The sequence below is a fragment of the Pontivivens nitratireducens genome (genome assembly GCF_014235845.1).
Lineage (GTDB): Bacteria > Pseudomonadota > Alphaproteobacteria > Rhodobacterales > Rhodobacteraceae > Pontivivens > Pontivivens nitratireducens.
Map to the genome: position 1 here is coordinate 56,618 of NZ_JACJUQ010000010.1, position 14,551 is coordinate 71,168.

Genomic DNA, 14,551 nt, shown 5'->3' on the forward strand with positions numbered 1-14,551 from the left:
ATGAACCTGACCCCCCGAGAGAAAGACAAGCTGCTGATCAGCCTGGCCGCGATGGTCGCGCGCGGTCGATTGGAACGGGGCGTGAAGCTCAACCACCCTGAGGCCATCGCCCTGATCACCGATTTCGTGGTCGAGGGGGCGCGGGACGGCCGCTCGGTCGCGGATCTGATGGAGGCAGGCGCCAGCGTCGTTACCCGTGATATGTGCATGGAGGGCATCGCCGAGATGATCCATGACGTTCAGGTCGAGGCGACATTCCCTGACGGCACCAAGCTGGTGACCGTGCACCAGCCCATCCGGTAGCGCCGCCTTCGGCGAGGATATTTTGAGAAAGTGAAGGAGACCCCAATGAAATCCATCGTCCTGATACTCGCGAGCCTCCCCGGTGCCGCTTTGGCGCATGGGGGTTCCATCGTTCATGCGCATCCGCACGGGGCGGAGGGGCTGATCGCGGGTCTGGCCGTCATCGCGATTGCCGCCGGCGTCGCCTGGATCCGGCGATGATCCCGGGGGAAATCCTCCCTGCGTCTGGTGAGATCGAGTTGAACGCGGCGCGCGCAGTCGTCACCCTGACCGTCGCCAATACCGGCGACAGGCCCGTGCAGGTCGGCAGCCATTACCATTTCGCCGAGACCAACGCCGCGCTGGAATTCGACCGGGACGCGGCGCGCGGCCTGCGGCTGGACATCGCTGCGGGCACGGCCGTCCGCTTCGAGCCGGGGCAATCGCGCGATGTGGCGCTGGTGCCCTATGGCGGGGCGCGCAAGGTCTTTGGTTTCAATGGAAAAGTCATGGGGGCGCTGTAATGGCATGGGCTCTCGATTGTGCAAGCTCGCCGCACGCTGCGCAGGCCGGCGGTATCTTGCCCCGCGATCTTCGGCGTAGTGCCACGCTGCCTGTCCGGCACTTGTACCGCCAACGCCCGCCCCTAGCCGCTGGGACTGTTGCAAGTCCGGCTATCTGAGAGGATATTCCCATGCCCAACCGTATTTCCCGCGCCGCCTATGCCGACATGTACGGTCCCACCACTGGCGACAGGGTGCGACTGGCCGATACCGACCTTATCATCGAGGTTGAGAAAGACCTGACAACCTACGGTGAGGAAGTGAAATTCGGCGGCGGTAAGGTGATCCGCGACGGCATGGGGCAGTCGCAGGCAACCCGGGCCGAGGGGTCTGCCGACACGGTCATTACCAATGCGCTGATCGTCGATCATACCGGTATCTACAAGGCGGATGTCGGCCTGCGCGACGGACGTATTTCCCGGATCGGCAAGGCGGGAAACCCCGATACGCAGGACGGTGTGGACATCGTCATCGGGCCGGGAACGGAGATTATCGCCGGTGAGGGGCGCATCCTGACCGCGGGCGGTTTCGACAGCCATATCCACTTCATCTGCCCGCAGCAGGTCGAGGATGCGCTGCATTCCGGGATCACGACGATGCTGGGCGGCGGCACCGGGCCCGCGCACGGGACGCTTGCCACCACCTGCACCCCGGGCCCGTGGCATATCGGGCGGATGTTGCAGGCGCTCGACGGGTTGCCAATGAACTTCGGCCTGTCGGGCAAGGGCAATGCCGCCCGCCCTGATGCGCTGGTCGAAATGGTCAGGGCCGGGGCCTGCGCCCTGAAGCTGCACGAGGATTGGGGCACCACCCCGCAGGCCATCGACACCTGTCTGAGCGTGGCCGACGACATGGATGTGCAGGTGATGATCCACACCGACACCCTGAACGAGAGCGGCTTTGTCGAGAATACCCTCGCCGCCATCAAGGGCCGCACGATCCATGCCTTTCATACCGAGGGCGCCGGCGGCGGCCATGCGCCTGACATCATCAAGGTCTGCGGCCATGCGAACGTCATCCCGTCCTCCACCAATCCGACGCGGCCCTATACGGTAAACACCTTGGAGGAACATCTGGACATGCTGATGGTCTGCCATCACCTGGACAAGAGCATTCCCGAGGACGTCGCCTTCGCCGAAAGCCGCATCAGGCGCGAAACCATCGCGGCGGAGGATATCCTGCACGACATGGGCGCGTTCTCGATCATCGCATCGGATTCGCAGGCCATGGGCCGGGTGGGTGAGGTCGCCATCCGCACTTGGCAGACGGCGGACAAGATGCGCAAACAGCGCGGTCGCTTGCCTGAGGAGACGGGCGAGAATGACAACATGCGTGTCCGTCGCTATATCGCGAAATACACCATCAACCCCGCAATCGCCCACGGCATCAGTCGCGAGATCGGCTCGGTCGAGGAGGGCAAGCGCGCCGACCTGGTGCTGTGGTCCCCCGCCTTCTTTGGCGTGAAGCCCGAAATGGTGCTGATCGGCGGCACCATTGCAATGGCGCAGATGGGCGATCCGAACGCCTCGATCCCGACGCCGCAGCCCGTCTATTCCCGCCCGATGTTCGGGGCACTGGGGCGCGCGCAGGAGGCAGCCTCGGTTCATTTCGTCAGCGCGGCGGCGGAGCTGGACCATCTGGGATTGCGCAAGGGCACCGTGGCGGTTGAGAACGCACGCGGTGGCATCGGTAAGGCGGCGATGGTCCTGAACGATTATTGCCCTGATATCGAGGTCCACCCGGAAACATACGAGGTCCGCGCGGATGGAGAACTGCTCACCTGCGAACCCGCCGAGGTTCTGCCGATGGCACAGCGGTACTTCATGTACTAAAGTGGTAGTCAACCAAAAAGGGAATCTGCTCGATGAGGAAAATTATCGTACTTTTGTCAATCTTGTTACCACAGGTTACTTTCGCTCAATCGAGTGATCGCATTGCGCTACGAGAGTATTTAGAAAACCTCAGGAGCGAGTTGCAGTCGATCAGTCAGGCCGGTGAAACTGAGTATCCAATATTCTTATCTCCTGTAGATGTTGAATTGACAGTGGGCTTTGAGGCTGGTGCAAGCGGGGGAGCAAGTTTCTGGGTGTTTCAGGCTAGCGCGGATATTTCTTCGATGAATACCCAGTCTCTTAGTTTCACAGTTTACCCAAACAACAATAACGAATTGCTGCAGTATGGTAGTCTGATGGGAAGTGAAAATATTGGACTTCCAACCTTCGCTGCCCTAGAGCCGACACTTAGTTTTGACACTGAAATGATGGCAGTTGGGGTGCCGCAAAACGGTGTTGCGTGGCAATTACCTAGCGGAACATCCACAATTGAGGTGCCCGATGGTTCATTTGTTTTTGTACCTCAAGATAGTATTGGGGGTAGCAAACTGAATATTGAAGATATGACAATCGAAGACTTAATTGAAGGACTTGGCAATGGTACGATGGGGGTTGAAATGAACGAATAGGTTCAAGAGCTTTGAAAGCCACCCACCTCACCCACTCGCACGACACACCTGCCGACACGCTGACCCTCGCCTATGACGACCGGTATCGGCGGCGGATGGCGATGTGTTCGGACAATGGCCTGTCCTTCCTGCTGGATCTGGCGGAGGCGCAGGACATGCGGCCCGGTGACAGCCTCGTGCTCGACGATGGGCGGACAATTCGCATCGTCGCCGCCGATGAGCCATTGATGGAGGCGGTTCCGGCCGACCCGACGAACCTGCCGCGTGTGGCCTGGCATGTGGGCAACCGGCATCTGACGTGCCAGATCCTCGACGATCGGCTGGTATTGCGGGCGGACAAGGTGATCGGACACATGCTCGAACATCTGGGCTGCACGGTCACGTTCCGCGACGGGCCCTTTACCCCTGAAGGCGGCGCCTACGGTCAGGGCCGCACCCATAGCCACGAGCATTGACGAGATGATATTTGAAAAGAACCGCCGTAACGCCTCGGCTGATCACAGGCGAATGCATGCGCTCTATGAAATCGCAATCACGATTGCTGATTTTCTGGCGGCGATATCCTTTGTGATCGGCTCGATCCTGTTCTTTTCTGATTCGACGCAAACCGTGGGCACGTGGTTCTTCCTGCTCGGCTCCATCATGTTTTTCGTCAGCCCGTCGATCAAGGTGATGCGTGAGATCAAGCTTGCCAGCATGGGTGATGTCGGTGATCTGGCCAAGCGGTTCGAGAGGGAATGATGCGCGACGTCCAGCTGCTGCATCAATGGTTGTCTCCCGGCTATCCGTCCGGCGCGTTCGCTTGGTCGCACGGCTTGGACCGGCTGATCGACGATGGGGAGATTCTGGATGCGGCAGGGCTTGAGGCCTGGCTGTCCGGCGTCCTTCGCAATGGCTCCGGCTGGAGCGACGCGGTGCTGCTGGCCAACGCCTACAATCACCCCGAGCGCGCCGATGAGGTCGCGGAATTGGCTGCGGCTTTAGCCCCGTCGCGCGAACGCTACGCGGAGACGATGGATCAGGGTAAGGCCTTCGCGCGGGTGAATGCAGCGGTTCTGGGCGGCGGCGATGTTCCCTACGCCTATCCCGTCGCTCTGGGCCTTGCGGCGGCGAGAGAAGGTGTGGCGCTGGACCTGACGCTGACGCTATACCTTCAGGCCTTCATCGCCAATCTGGTCAGCGCGGCAGTTCGCGCCGTGCCGCTGGGGCAAACCGATGGACAACGCGTGATATCTTCGTTCGCCGGTCTTTGCCGCGAAATTGCCGAAGCCGCGTGCACGGCCGATCTGGATGATATCGGGGGCGCGATGATCCGGGCTGACATGGCCTCGATCCACCACGAGACGCAATATTCGCGGATGTTTCGATCCTGAGAAATCATTATAAAACAATTCATTAAGACACATAATTCACGAGGAGCAATAACATGAAATCGAAGAACGGACCGCTACGCGTGGGACTGGGCGGTCCTGTCGGGGCCGGCAAGACCGCGTTGATGGAGCAGCTATGCAAGGCGATGGCAGGCACCTATTCCGTCGCGGCGATCACCAACGACATCTACACACGTGAGGACGCCGAATTCCTGATGCGCGCACAGGCGCTGCCGTTGGAACGCATCCTGGGGGTGGAGACCGGGGGCTGCCCACACACCGCCATTCGCGAGGATTGTTCGATCAATCTCAACGCCATCGACACGATGGTGGGCAAGTTTCCCGACCTCGATCTGGTGCTGATCGAAAGCGGCGGCGACAACCTGTCGGCTACATTCTCACCCGAGCTGGCCGACATCACGATCTATGTCATCGACGTCTGCGCCGGGGACAAGATCCCACGCAAGGGCGGGCCGGGCATCACGCGGGCGGATCTGCTGGTCATCAACAAGATCGACCTGGCCCCGCATGTGGGCGCGTCACTGGAAGTGATGGCCCGCGATGCCGAAATCCAGCGCGGCACCCGCCCGACCGTTTTCACCAATGTGAAATCCGGCGATGGCGTGGCGGATATCGTCAGGTTCATCGAAACCACCGGCGGGCTATAGCGCCGGGGCCTTCTTCACGGAGCTTTGTGCGCCGGGATGCCTCAGTCCTTCTCCTCGCCGTCCATCTGCTTCTTGACGAGGGTGGAGCGCAGATCGTGCATCGCCAGCAGCAAGCGGTTGGCGACGGCCTCGACATCGGCGGGTTCCGCGCGGGACTGGAACCATTGCGCGGCGAAATTCATCTGGTCGATCAGACGCTCGATGTCGTCACGCTCACGCGAGAGCAGATCGGCGCGGCGCGCTTCGATCCACGCATTCATCTGCTCAATTTCCGCGTCACTGGGGATCTGCTGGCCGTGCGGCTTGATCTCACCGGACCGGATGTTGATGACGGCAAGCTGCCGCAGGTCGAGCCGCCGCTGCCGGTTTTCGGTGTCAACGCGGAAGACCGCCGCGCCGTTGTCCCGGGTGCGAAAATGCAGGTCTGAGTTGCTCATTTCAGGGCCTCGCAGAACCGCGCGATACGAGTGCAGGCCTCGACAAGTGTATCATCGGCCGCCGCATAGCTGACGCGAAAGGCGGGCGACAGGCCGAACGCCCCACCGAAGACCACGGCCACGCCCTCGCTGTCGAGCAGCTCTGTCGCGAAATCCTCGTCTGTTTCCAGAACCTTGCCTGACGGCGCGGTCTTGCCGATGCACCCGTCTATGGTCGGATAGACGTAGAAGGCCCCATCGGGGGTCGGGCAGTGGATTCCGTCGCACGCATTCAGCATCCGCACCACCAGATCGCGGCGGCGTTGGAATGCGTCGCGACTCATCGCGATGTAATCCTGCGGGCCGTTCAACGCCTCCACCGCGGCCCACTGGCTGATCGAACAGGGGTTCGAGGTCGATTGACTCTGAATTTTGCGCATTGCCGCGATCAATTCGACAGCGCCGGCTGCATAGCCGATGCGCCAGCCGGTCATAGCGTAGGCCTTGGACACGCCATTGCAGGTCAACGTCCGGTCATAGAGTTTCGGTTCCACCTCGGCGGGCGTGCAGAATTCGAAACCGTCAAAGGCGATATGCTCGTACATGTCATCGGACATGATCCAGACATGCGGATGGCGCAGCAGCACATCCGTCAGCGCCTTTAGCTGTTCGCGGCTATACCCCGCGCCCGACGGGTTCGAGGGGGAGTTGAAGATGAACCACTTCGTCCGGGGGGTGATCGCGGCCTCCAGCTGTTCGGGCGTGATGCGAAACCCCTGATCGGCGGAGCCTTCGACGATCACCGGGTTGCCCCCGGCGAGCAGCACCATGTCGGGATAGCTGACCCAGTAGGGCGCGGGAATCAGCACCTCATCGCCTTCGTTCAGCGTGGCGACCAGCGCGTTATAGAGCGTCTGCTTGCCCCCTGCGCCGACGCTGATCTGGTTCGGCTGATAGCTCAGGCCGTTTTCGCGGCGAAACTTGTCACAAATCGCCTGTTTCAACTCAGGGATGCCGTCGGGCGCGGTATAGCGTGTCTTGCCCGCGTCTATCGCGGCCTTGGCGGCATCGCGGATGTTTTCGGGGGTGTCGAAGTCCGGCTCCCCGGCGCTGAGGCCGATGACATCACGACCCTCAGCCTTCAACTCGGCCGCGCGGGTCGTCACCGCGATCGTGGGAGAAGGCTTCACACGGGACAGGCTGTCGGCGAGGAATGGCATTCTCTGCTCCTTTGAATTCAATACGTCAAACACCTGACGTATTGCGCCACACAGATCAAGGATCGCATCCTCGGCCGCGAAACCGAAGCCACTTAAACCCAAGCTGAATTCGGGGGGCGACAAATGGTTCGGGCGCTCTAAGCTGCGGCAAGACCGGACGAGAGGAAACAGACATGCACGATCAAGAGTTGGGCGGAACGGACAACTATTTTCACGAAGACATGGCAACCTTCGGTGACCGACTGGCCGCTGCGCGCGAAAATCTGGGGTTGGAGCAGGCGCAACTGGCCCGAAAGCTGGGCGTGAAGGCCAGCACCATCGCCAATTGGGAGGATGACCGCTCGGAGCCGCGCGCGAACCGCGTCACCACGCTTGCCGGGCTTCTGGGGGTCAGCATCAAATGGTTGTTGAGCGGGCAGGGCGACGGCCCCAGCATCGTCACTGACGAGGATTCCGATACGGCGGATGCACTGGCGCTGATGGCTGAAATGCGCCGCATTCGCGGTCAGCAGGCCAGGCTGGCAGACCAGCTCGGCGTGGTGGAAAAACGCTTGCGCGCGATCCTGGGGTGAAGGCTTTGGGCAATGATCGGCGCTTGCCAGTGCCGAGTGGCTTTGTGATATAGCCACTCAAAGCGCTTTAACAGGATTGGGGACTCTCATGCCCATCGGTGTGGATTACGGCGGAACGAAGATCGAGGCGATCGCCATCGCGCCCGACGGGCAGGAACTGTCCCGCAGGCGTATCGCCACGCCGCGGCACGACTATGCCGGCTCCCTCACCGCCATCGCCCGGATCGTGGCTGAGGTGAAGGAGCTGTCGGGTCTGCACGCGGAGCCTGTGGGCATCGGCATTCCGGGTGCCGTCGGCGCGGATGGCAAGGTGTTCAACGGCAATTCCACATGGCTGATCGGACGGGAGCTTGCGTCCGACTTGCAAGGGCTGATGGGTTGCGTCGTGCGGGTCGCGAACGATGCGAACTGTTTTGTTCTGTCCGAGGCGATCGACGGGGCCGGGCGCGGAGCGAAGATCGTCTTCGGCGCGATTCTGGGAACCGGCGTCGGGGGCGGGCTGGTGATCGACGGAAACATGGTCGAAGGGGCATCCGGCATGGCGGGCGAGTGGGGCCATTCGCCGCTGCCTATTGGCGATGTCGAGGAATTTCCCGGCCCTGAATGTTTCTGTGGTCGGCGCGGATGTGTGGAACAGTGGCTGTCTGGACCGGGGCTGGAGGCGGATTATGCGCACGATTGCGCAATCCCGGTCGGTACGGGCCCGCGCGTGCAGGAAATCCTCGCCCTTGCGCAGGAGGGGGAGGCACAGGCCGAGTCGGCTCTTTTGCGCCACCGTCGCAGACTTGCCCGCGCCCTGGCCGGCGTGGTCAATGTGCTGGACCCGGACGTGATCGTGCTGGGCGGCGGGGTCTCGAACCTTCCCGGACTGGCGGAGGAGCTGCCCGAGCTGATGCGCCCGCACGTCTATTCTACACATACGAACGTCGTCGTGCGCCGCGCGATCTTTGGCGACAGTTCCGGTGTGCGGGGCGCCGCACGCATCGCCAGAGGAGAGGCTTTTCTATGACCGAAACACATGAAAACAGACTGAAGCGACTGCGGATCAGATCGTGGCGTCGCGGAACCAAGGAAATGGACCTGATCCTCGGCCCCTATGCCGACGCCGATCTGGCCACGCTGCCTGTTGCACGCATCGACGATTACGAGGACCTGCTCGAGGAAAGCGATCACGACCTGTATTCGTGGTTTTCGGGGCGCGAGGACACACCCCCCCGGCATGTGGAGATGATCTCCATCATAATGGAGGGACGCCAGTTCCGTTAAAACCTTCGTAACGAATGGCGGGCTACTTTAGTGCGAGCAGTACGATAAGGTAGTCAAGAAATGGTGATGAGCAATCTGGCGGAGTCTCTGCCCAACCCCGACGAACGGAAACTCGACGATTTTCTGGCGTCATATCTCGAAACCCTGTCGATGGTCGAGCGTCTGCACCGGCTGCTTCTGGATGTCATCAAGGATGAGTTCGAGCGTTTGCAGGTCATCGACATCAACTCGGTACAGGCGCTGCTGTTGTTCAATGTGGGGGCAAACGTGCTGACCGCTGGTGAGTTGAAGAGCAGGGGCTACTATCAGGGCTCGAACGTCTCGTACAACCTCAAGAAGCTGGTGGATGCAGGCTACATGCATCACGAACGTTGTATCGCGGATCGTCGCGCCGTCCGGGTACGCCTGACCGACCGGGGGATCGAAGTGCGCAACCTCGTCTCCAGCCTGTTTGAGCGTCATGCGGAGGGTATCGTGCGCCGGGGTGTACTGCCCGAGGGCCGGATCGACGATATCAATTCCGACTTGCGCGGGGTCGAGGCATATTGGACCGAGCAGATTCGCTACATTTATTGAGTCGCATTGACTGGCCTGGCGCCCGTCACGCCCCGCCAACCTCCTTTTAGGCGATATATCGCTCATATCAGACGGTCGCGCGGTGAAATCCGAAGGTTTGGAGGCGTTTTATCCTTGTCATGCCTCAATTCCTGCATAAAAGCGGTTCTGCACAACGTGTCATTCTGCTAACGTAATTGTACAACCAAAGCGCGCAAAGCGTTGGGATATGGGACAGGTTTGCACACCAATGCGGGCCAGGGCAGATTGGGCATAGATGTGGCGTGGGACACGGACGGCACTCTTTCAGGTTTCGACTCCTATGAGGTAACTCTGGGCGATCAGTTGCGCGGTGAACGCGCGACGAAGGGAAAGTCGCTTCTGGATGTACAGCGAGATCTGAGGATAAAGGCTGCCTATATCGCGGCGATCGAGAATTGCGATCTGGAGGTATTCCCAAATCGCGGATTTGTCGCGGGGTATGTTCGCAGCTATGCCCGTTATCTGGGCCTGGCGCCTGAGGAAATCTATCAGCGGTTTTGTTTTCATTCCGGCTTCAACGGTGTGAATGCCGATATCCAGGGGCGCCATGTCCAGGGGCGGGCTGGCGCGACTGCACAATCTAGAGTTGTCTCGCACAAGATCGATCTGAAGAACGATCCGCTGTCGCGTGGCAAACTGTCCGGCCCCGTCGCTGAATCCGGCTTCGACCTGCGCGCTCTGCTGGGCGGCATGCTGTCGCTGTTCGTGATGGCGGGGCTGCTGGGCGGGGTCGGCTATGGCGGTTGGCGGGTCCTGCAGGAGGTTCAGCGGGTCGAACTGGCCCCCGTCTCGCAAACCCCGGTCGTTGCGGATGAGGGGGTGACCCTAGCGACCGTAGCCCCAGATGAAAGCGACATCACAACACGTGCCGCGACCTCCACGGTGGAGCGGGATGCAGCGTTGGAGCGTTTGTACCGACCCGAACCGCTGGTTCCGGTAATGGCGCCACGCGACGGACCCATCGCCTCCATCGATCCGGAGCAGGTCGGAAGCTTCGCCAACCGCATCACCAACGACCTCGTTCCCGAGCAGGAAACCCTCGTGGCCGCGAATATGGACGCACTGCCGCCGAATGCTGCGGAACTGCTGGCCTCAGTCGAAATGCCCCCGGTGCCGCCGGTCGTTTCGGTGATCGCATCGCAGGCGGCGTGGATCCGCGTCAGTCAGGCGGACGGCGCGACCTTGTTCGAAACCATTCTGGCCGCGGGGGAGAGTTACGTCGTGCCCGAGGGTGTAGACTCGCCGGAGCTGCGTGCCGGCAACTCCGGTTCGGTTTTCCTCTCCGTCGGGGATCAGCTGTTCGGGCCTTTGGGGAATGGCCCGCGTGTCGCCAAGCAGGTTTCCCTGCTGGCCGAGGACATTCCGCAGGTGTGGTCTCTCGCGGAACCAACGGCAGAGCAAAGCGCCGCATTGCAAGGTGCGTTGATCAGCACGGCGGAGCGTACGGCCCGCGCCACCGACTAGCGCCGCTGCTGCGGGTGACATGTGCACCCGACATACTTATGTTCAGATCGAACCAAAGCTGATCAGGGCCCATCAGATGCAAAATCATATCCGCCCATGGCGCAATATCGACCGGCGTGTCAGCCGCAAAATCCATGTTGGATCCGTGCCTGTCGGCGGCGATGCGCCGATCAGCGTCCAGACCATGACCAACACGCTGACCCATGACGCCAAGGCGACCATCGCGCAGGTTCTGGCCTGTGCGGAGGCCGGTGCCGATATCGTGCGGGTCTCCTGCCCGGACGAGGCCAGCACGGCCGCCCTGCAAGAAATCGTGCGGGAAAGTCCGGTTCCCATCGTCGCGGACATTCATTTTCATTACAAACGCGCCATCGAAGCGGCAGAGGCCGGAGCGGCCTGTCTGCGGATCAATCCCGGTAATATCGGCTCTCCCGAACGGGTGCGCGAAGTGATCAAGGCCGCGAAGGACCACGGGTGCTCCATGCGCATCGGCGTCAACGCCGGCAGTCTGGAACGGCACTTGCTGGAAAAATACGGTGAGCCGTGCCCGGATGCCATGGTCGAGAGCGGGCTGGATCACATCAAGCTGTTGCAGGACAACGATTTTCACGAATTCAAGATCAGTGTGAAGGCCTCCGACGTCTTCCTCGCCTCCGCCGCTTACATGGCCATTGCCGAAGCGACAGACGCGCCGTTGCATCTGGGCATTACCGAGGCAGGCTCGCATTACGCGGGCACCGTGAAATCCGCGATCGGCATGGGAAATCTGCTCTGGGCCGGGATCGGTGACACAATCCGTGTCAGCCTTTCGGCCGATCCGGTCGAGGAAATCAAGGCGGGCTTCGAGATCCTCAAATCCCTGGGGCTGCGGCATCGGGGTGTGAACATCATTTCTTGCCCCTCCTGCGCGCGGCAGGGCTTTGACGTGATCGCCACCGTCGCGGAATTGGAGCAACGGTTGGAGCATGTCAAAACGCCTATGAGCCTGAGCATCATCGGCTGTGTTGTGAACGGCCCGGGTGAGGCGCTGATGACCGATGTCGGATTTACCGGCGGTGGGAATGGTGCGGGTATGGTCTACATGGCTGGCAAGCAGGATCACAAGCAGGGGAACGCCGGGATGATCGACCATATCGTTGAGCTGGTGGAAAAGCGTGCAGTCCAGATCGAGGCTGAACGCGACGCCGCGCGCGAGGCCGCAGAGTGATCGGCAAAGTGATATTCTGGATCGCAGTCGGCGTTGTCGTCATTGGGGTGGGTGGCGTCTACATGATTCGCAACGTGTCGCACGATCCGGCCGTGTGGCATGTTGATCCGCTGACCGCCCCCACGCCCGACACGCCGAATTCCTATCGCATGGTTCCTGTGATCGAAGGCTACGAACCGGTCACGCAGGAGCGTATCGACCGCGAATCCCCGATCTACGACGCCAATCCCGCCCTGATCTCGCAAGCGTTCGATGAGTTCGTTCTGCGCCAGCCCCGGACGGAACGGATCGCCGGTACGCCTGAAACCGGCTGGATGACCTATGTTCAGCAATCGGAGGTCATGCGGTTCCCCGACTACATTTCGGTCTTGTTCCTCGACCTTGGAAACGGGCAATCGACAGCCGCCATCTTCTCCCGCTCACGCTACGGCCATTCCGATCTGGGCGTGAATGCGAACCGGGTGGAGCGTTGGCTGTCGTCATTGTCCTCATTCGAGGTGGAGTAGGGCTTGACCCCGGACCGTGGGCGGGGGCAGATCGCGGCATGATACCTTCTGACAAGATCGACGACATTCTGGGCCGCTTCGACTATCTCGAAGCAAAGATGTCCAGCGGGTTGAGCGGCGCCGATATGGTGGCCACCGCGCAGGAATATGCCGAATTGCGCCCAGTGGTAGAGCAGGCGCGCAGCTATCGCGCATTGCTCGATGATATCGCCGCCGCGCAGGATATGCGCGACGATCCGGAAATGCGTGCCCTTGCTGAGGAGGAGCTCGGCACTTTGCAGGCAGCCTTGCCCGAGGTCGAGGCTCGTGTGCAGCGTGCATTGTTGCCGAAGGACGCCGCCGACGCTCGCCCTGCAATTCTGGAAATCCGTGCGGGTACAGGCGGTGACGAGGCCGCGCTGTTCGCCGCCGATCTGTTCCGAATGTACCAACGATATTGTGAGGATAACGGCTGGAAGGTCGATGTGGTCGAACAGGCCCCGACGGAGCTGGGCGGGTATAAGGAAATCGTCGCCAACATCACTGGCACCAATGTCTTTGCGCGCCTGAAGTTCGAGAGCGGCGTGCATCGGGTTCAACGGGTGCCAAGCACCGAGAGCGGTGGCCGCATACATACCTCCGCAGCGACCGTTGCCGTTCTGCCGGAGGCGCAGGATGTGGATGTCGAGATTCGGGCGGAGGATATCCGGATCGACACCATGCGGGCCAGCGGCTCCGGCGGGCAGCACGTCAACACGACGGACAGCGCCGTGCGTATCACGCATATCCCGTCGGGGATCGTCGTCACCTCGTCCGAGAAATCGCAGCATACCAACCGCGCCAAGGCGATGCAGGTGCTGCGCACACGCCTTTACGATCAGCAACGTGCGGCTGTGGATGCGGAGCGGGCGGCCGACCGCCGGGGGCAGGTCGGGTCCGGTGATCGGTCGGAGCGAATTCGCACCTACAACTTCCCGCAGGGGCGTTTGACGGATCACAGGATCAATCTGACTCTCTACAAGCTGGATCAGGTCATGCAGGGTGACTTGACGGAGGTTATCGACGCCTTGACCGCAGCGGATGAGGCGGAACGCCTGGCGGCGATGAGCGAACGTGCCTGACATCGCTACGCTCCTTCGCAGCGCGGTCGAGCGTTTGCGTCGTGCAGGGATCGACGATCCCGCAGGCGATGCGCGGCGATTGCTGTCACGGCATGTCGTCGGGGCGCTGGCCGGAATGATGCGCGACGAGGTTTCCACAACGGTAGCGGAGCAGTTCGACCGGGATATTTCGCGGCGCGAAGCACGTGAGCCGGTGTCGCATATTCTGGGCTACCGGGAATTCTGGGGCCGCAAATTCGTCGTTACACGCGATGTGCTCGACCCGCGCCCGGATACCGAAACGCTGATCGAGGTGGCATTGCAGGGCGCGCCTCCGCATCGCATCCTCGACCTTGGGACCGGCAGTGGTGCGATCCTCGCAACCTTGCTGGCCGAGTTTCCCGAGGCGACGGGCACCGCGACTGACATATCTGCTGCGGCGCTGGACGTCGCACGCCGGAACCTTACGGTCCATGCTCCGGGACGCTGGCAGGCCGTCCAATCCGACTGGTTCGCGCAGGTATCGGGGCTGTTCGATCTGATCGTGTGCAACCCGCCATACATCACCGCCGCCGCCATGGCCGATCTGGCGCCCGAAGTCGCGGGACATGAACCGCACGTCGCGCTGACACCGGGCGGTGACGGGCTTGACGCTTATCGGGCTTTGGCCCGGACCTATCGCGATCATTTGGCTCAGGGTGGTGTGGTCCTTTTCGAGATCGGCTTCGATCAGGGGGAAAGCGCGGCTGAACTGTTCAGCCCAGCCAGGGTCGATCTGTTCCGTGACCTGAATGGAAAGGCCCGAGTCTTGCGCGTACGGCCCTGATAACCGGAAATATGGTCAAAATTTGTACAATAGGCAGCTTTGCCCCTTGAATTG

The 14,551-nt window shown here is 61.3% G+C and carries 20 protein-coding genes; 18 read left to right on the forward strand and 2 right to left on the reverse strand.

Features of this window, described 5'->3' with window-relative positions; genetic code table 11:
- The 9 genes from H1S03_RS11870 to ureG all read left to right on the forward strand — a co-directional run bounded on the left by H1S03_RS11870 (position 1) and on the right by ureG (position 5,344).
- Entirely contained in the window at positions 1–303 is a 303-nt protein-coding gene (locus tag H1S03_RS11870; protein ID WP_166191515.1) for an urease subunit gamma, read from the forward strand.
- 45 nt (positions 304–348) lie between these two features.
- Positions 349–504 (forward strand): hypothetical protein, encoded by a 156-nt coding sequence (locus H1S03_RS11875; protein WP_185804644.1) that lies wholly within the window; start codon positions 349–351, stop codon positions 502–504.
- Positions 501–806: an urease subunit beta gene (locus H1S03_RS11880; RefSeq protein WP_185804645.1), complete on the forward strand. Its 306-nt coding sequence runs from the start codon at positions 501–503 to the stop codon at positions 804–806. The genes H1S03_RS11875 and H1S03_RS11880 overlap by 4 nt, the downstream gene beginning before the upstream one ends.
- Before the next feature lie 170 nt (positions 807–976).
- Positions 977–2,677 carry an urease subunit alpha gene (gene ureC, locus H1S03_RS11885; RefSeq protein WP_185804646.1) on the forward strand — a complete coding sequence of 567 codons (1,701 nt, stop codon included), beginning with the start codon at positions 977–979 and terminating at the stop codon, positions 2,675–2,677.
- Positions 2,678–2,709: 32 nt separating this feature from the next.
- Positions 2,710–3,306: a trypco2 family protein gene (locus H1S03_RS11890; protein ID WP_185804647.1), complete on the forward strand. Its 597-nt coding sequence runs from the start codon at positions 2,710–2,712 to the stop codon at positions 3,304–3,306.
- A gap of 11 nt (positions 3,307–3,317) precedes the next feature.
- Positions 3,318–3,761 carry an urease accessory protein UreE gene (locus H1S03_RS11895; protein WP_221892690.1) on the forward strand — a complete coding sequence of 148 codons (444 nt, stop codon included), beginning with the start codon at positions 3,318–3,320 and terminating at the stop codon, positions 3,759–3,761.
- A 52-nt stretch (positions 3,762–3,813) separates the two neighbouring features.
- Entirely contained in the window at positions 3,814–4,047 is a 234-nt protein-coding gene (locus H1S03_RS11900; RefSeq protein ID WP_249777899.1) for a YrhK family protein, read from the forward strand.
- Complete coding sequence (locus H1S03_RS11905; RefSeq protein ID WP_185804721.1) at positions 4,047–4,679, forward strand: urease accessory protein UreF; 633 nt, start codon at positions 4,047–4,049, stop codon at positions 4,677–4,679. The genes H1S03_RS11900 and H1S03_RS11905 overlap by 1 nt, the downstream gene beginning before the upstream one ends.
- A gap of 53 nt (positions 4,680–4,732) precedes the next feature.
- Positions 4,733–5,344: an urease accessory protein UreG gene (gene ureG / locus H1S03_RS11910; protein WP_166191491.1), complete on the forward strand. Its 612-nt coding sequence runs from the start codon at positions 4,733–4,735 to the stop codon at positions 5,342–5,344.
- Between the two features lie 41 nt (positions 5,345–5,385).
- Here ureG and H1S03_RS11915 read toward each other — a convergent pair whose 3' ends face one another.
- Both H1S03_RS11915 and H1S03_RS11920 read right to left on the reverse strand, forming a co-directional pair.
- A complete protein-coding gene (locus tag H1S03_RS11915; RefSeq protein WP_166191488.1) occupies positions 5,386–5,781 on the reverse strand; it encodes a hypothetical protein in 396 nt (131 codons plus the stop codon).
- Positions 5,778–6,980: a pyridoxal phosphate-dependent aminotransferase gene (locus tag H1S03_RS11920; protein WP_185804649.1), complete on the reverse strand. Its 1,203-nt coding sequence runs from the start codon at positions 6,978–6,980 to the stop codon at positions 5,778–5,780. The genes H1S03_RS11915 and H1S03_RS11920 overlap by 4 nt, the downstream gene beginning before the upstream one ends.
- Positions 6,981–7,153: 173 nt before the next feature.
- On the opposite strand from H1S03_RS11920, the gene H1S03_RS11925 reads away from it, so the two are divergent.
- The 9 genes from H1S03_RS11925 (at position 7,154) to prmC (ending at position 14,497) form a co-directional block, all read left to right on the forward strand.
- Positions 7,154–7,552 (forward strand): helix-turn-helix domain-containing protein, encoded by a 399-nt coding sequence (locus tag H1S03_RS11925; protein ID WP_185804650.1) that lies wholly within the window; start codon positions 7,154–7,156, stop codon positions 7,550–7,552.
- An 88-nt stretch (positions 7,553–7,640) separates the two neighbouring features.
- Positions 7,641–8,561, forward strand: a complete 921-nt coding sequence (locus H1S03_RS11930) for an ROK family protein (protein ID WP_185804651.1) — start codon at positions 7,641–7,643, stop codon at positions 8,559–8,561.
- A complete protein-coding gene (locus tag H1S03_RS11935) occupies positions 8,558–8,818 on the forward strand; it encodes a succinate dehydrogenase assembly factor 2 (RefSeq protein ID WP_185804652.1) in 261 nt (86 codons plus the stop codon). The genes H1S03_RS11930 and H1S03_RS11935 overlap by 4 nt, the downstream gene beginning before the upstream one ends.
- A gap of 66 nt (positions 8,819–8,884) precedes the next feature.
- On the forward strand, positions 8,885–9,394 hold the full coding sequence (locus tag H1S03_RS11940) for a MarR family winged helix-turn-helix transcriptional regulator (protein WP_185804653.1): 510 nt from the start codon (positions 8,885–8,887) through the stop codon (positions 9,392–9,394).
- Positions 9,395–9,613: 219 nt separating this feature from the next.
- Entirely contained in the window at positions 9,614–10,879 is a 1,266-nt protein-coding gene (locus H1S03_RS11945; protein WP_185804654.1) for a helix-turn-helix domain-containing protein, read from the forward strand.
- Between the two features lie 76 nt (positions 10,880–10,955).
- Positions 10,956–12,086 (forward strand): flavodoxin-dependent (E)-4-hydroxy-3-methylbut-2-enyl-diphosphate synthase, encoded by a 1,131-nt coding sequence (gene ispG / locus H1S03_RS11950; RefSeq protein WP_185804655.1) that lies wholly within the window; start codon positions 10,956–10,958, stop codon positions 12,084–12,086.
- Positions 12,083–12,592, forward strand: a complete 510-nt coding sequence (locus H1S03_RS11955) for a DUF1499 domain-containing protein (RefSeq protein ID WP_185804656.1) — start codon at positions 12,083–12,085, stop codon at positions 12,590–12,592. The genes ispG and H1S03_RS11955 overlap by 4 nt, the downstream gene beginning before the upstream one ends.
- Before the next feature lie 38 nt (positions 12,593–12,630).
- Positions 12,631–13,692, forward strand: a complete 1,062-nt coding sequence (prfA, locus tag H1S03_RS11960) for a peptide chain release factor 1 (RefSeq protein WP_185804657.1) — start codon at positions 12,631–12,633, stop codon at positions 13,690–13,692.
- The gene (gene prmC / locus H1S03_RS11965) at positions 13,685–14,497 is read left to right on the forward strand and encodes a peptide chain release factor N(5)-glutamine methyltransferase (protein WP_185804658.1); all 813 of its coding nucleotides are present in this window, start codon (positions 13,685–13,687) and stop codon (positions 14,495–14,497) included. Before prfA ends, prmC begins: the two co-directional genes overlap by 8 nt.
- Positions 14,498–14,551 lie beyond the last annotated feature (54 nt).

Excerpts from the sequence above, each read along its gene's own strand:
- H1S03_RS11870 (WP_166191515.1), top strand. The coding sequence starts at position 1 with ATGAACCTGACCCCCCGAGAGAAAGACAAGCTGCTGATCAGCCTGGCC.
- H1S03_RS11875 (WP_185804644.1), top strand. The coding sequence starts at position 349 with ATGAAATCCATCGTCCTGATACTCGCGAGCCTCCCCGGTGCCGCTTTG.
- H1S03_RS11880 (WP_185804645.1), top strand. The coding sequence starts at position 501 with ATGATCCCGGGGGAAATCCTCCCTGCGTCTGGTGAGATCGAGTTGAAC.
- ureC (WP_185804646.1), top strand. The coding sequence starts at position 977 with ATGCCCAACCGTATTTCCCGCGCCGCCTATGCCGACATGTACGGTCCC.
- H1S03_RS11890 (WP_185804647.1), top strand. The coding sequence starts at position 2,710 with ATGAGGAAAATTATCGTACTTTTGTCAATCTTGTTACCACAGGTTACT.
- H1S03_RS11900 (WP_249777899.1), top strand. The coding sequence starts at position 3,814 with ATGCATGCGCTCTATGAAATCGCAATCACGATTGCTGATTTTCTGGCG.
- H1S03_RS11905 (WP_185804721.1), top strand. The coding sequence starts at position 4,047 with ATGCGCGACGTCCAGCTGCTGCATCAATGGTTGTCTCCCGGCTATCCG.
- ureG (WP_166191491.1), top strand. The coding sequence starts at position 4,733 with ATGAAATCGAAGAACGGACCGCTACGCGTGGGACTGGGCGGTCCTGTC.
- H1S03_RS11915 (WP_166191488.1), bottom strand. The coding sequence starts at position 5,781 with ATGAGCAACTCAGACCTGCATTTTCGCACCCGGGACAACGGCGCGGCG.
- H1S03_RS11920 (WP_185804649.1), bottom strand. The coding sequence starts at position 6,980 with ATGCCATTCCTCGCCGACAGCCTGTCCCGTGTGAAGCCTTCTCCCACG.
- H1S03_RS11925 (WP_185804650.1), top strand. The coding sequence starts at position 7,154 with ATGCACGATCAAGAGTTGGGCGGAACGGACAACTATTTTCACGAAGAC.
- H1S03_RS11930 (WP_185804651.1), top strand. The coding sequence starts at position 7,641 with ATGCCCATCGGTGTGGATTACGGCGGAACGAAGATCGAGGCGATCGCC.
- H1S03_RS11935 (WP_185804652.1), top strand. The coding sequence starts at position 8,558 with ATGACCGAAACACATGAAAACAGACTGAAGCGACTGCGGATCAGATCG.
- H1S03_RS11940 (WP_185804653.1), top strand. The coding sequence starts at position 8,885 with ATGAGCAATCTGGCGGAGTCTCTGCCCAACCCCGACGAACGGAAACTC.
- ispG (WP_185804655.1), top strand. The coding sequence starts at position 10,956 with ATGCAAAATCATATCCGCCCATGGCGCAATATCGACCGGCGTGTCAGC.
- prfA (WP_185804657.1), top strand. The coding sequence starts at position 12,631 with ATGATACCTTCTGACAAGATCGACGACATTCTGGGCCGCTTCGACTAT.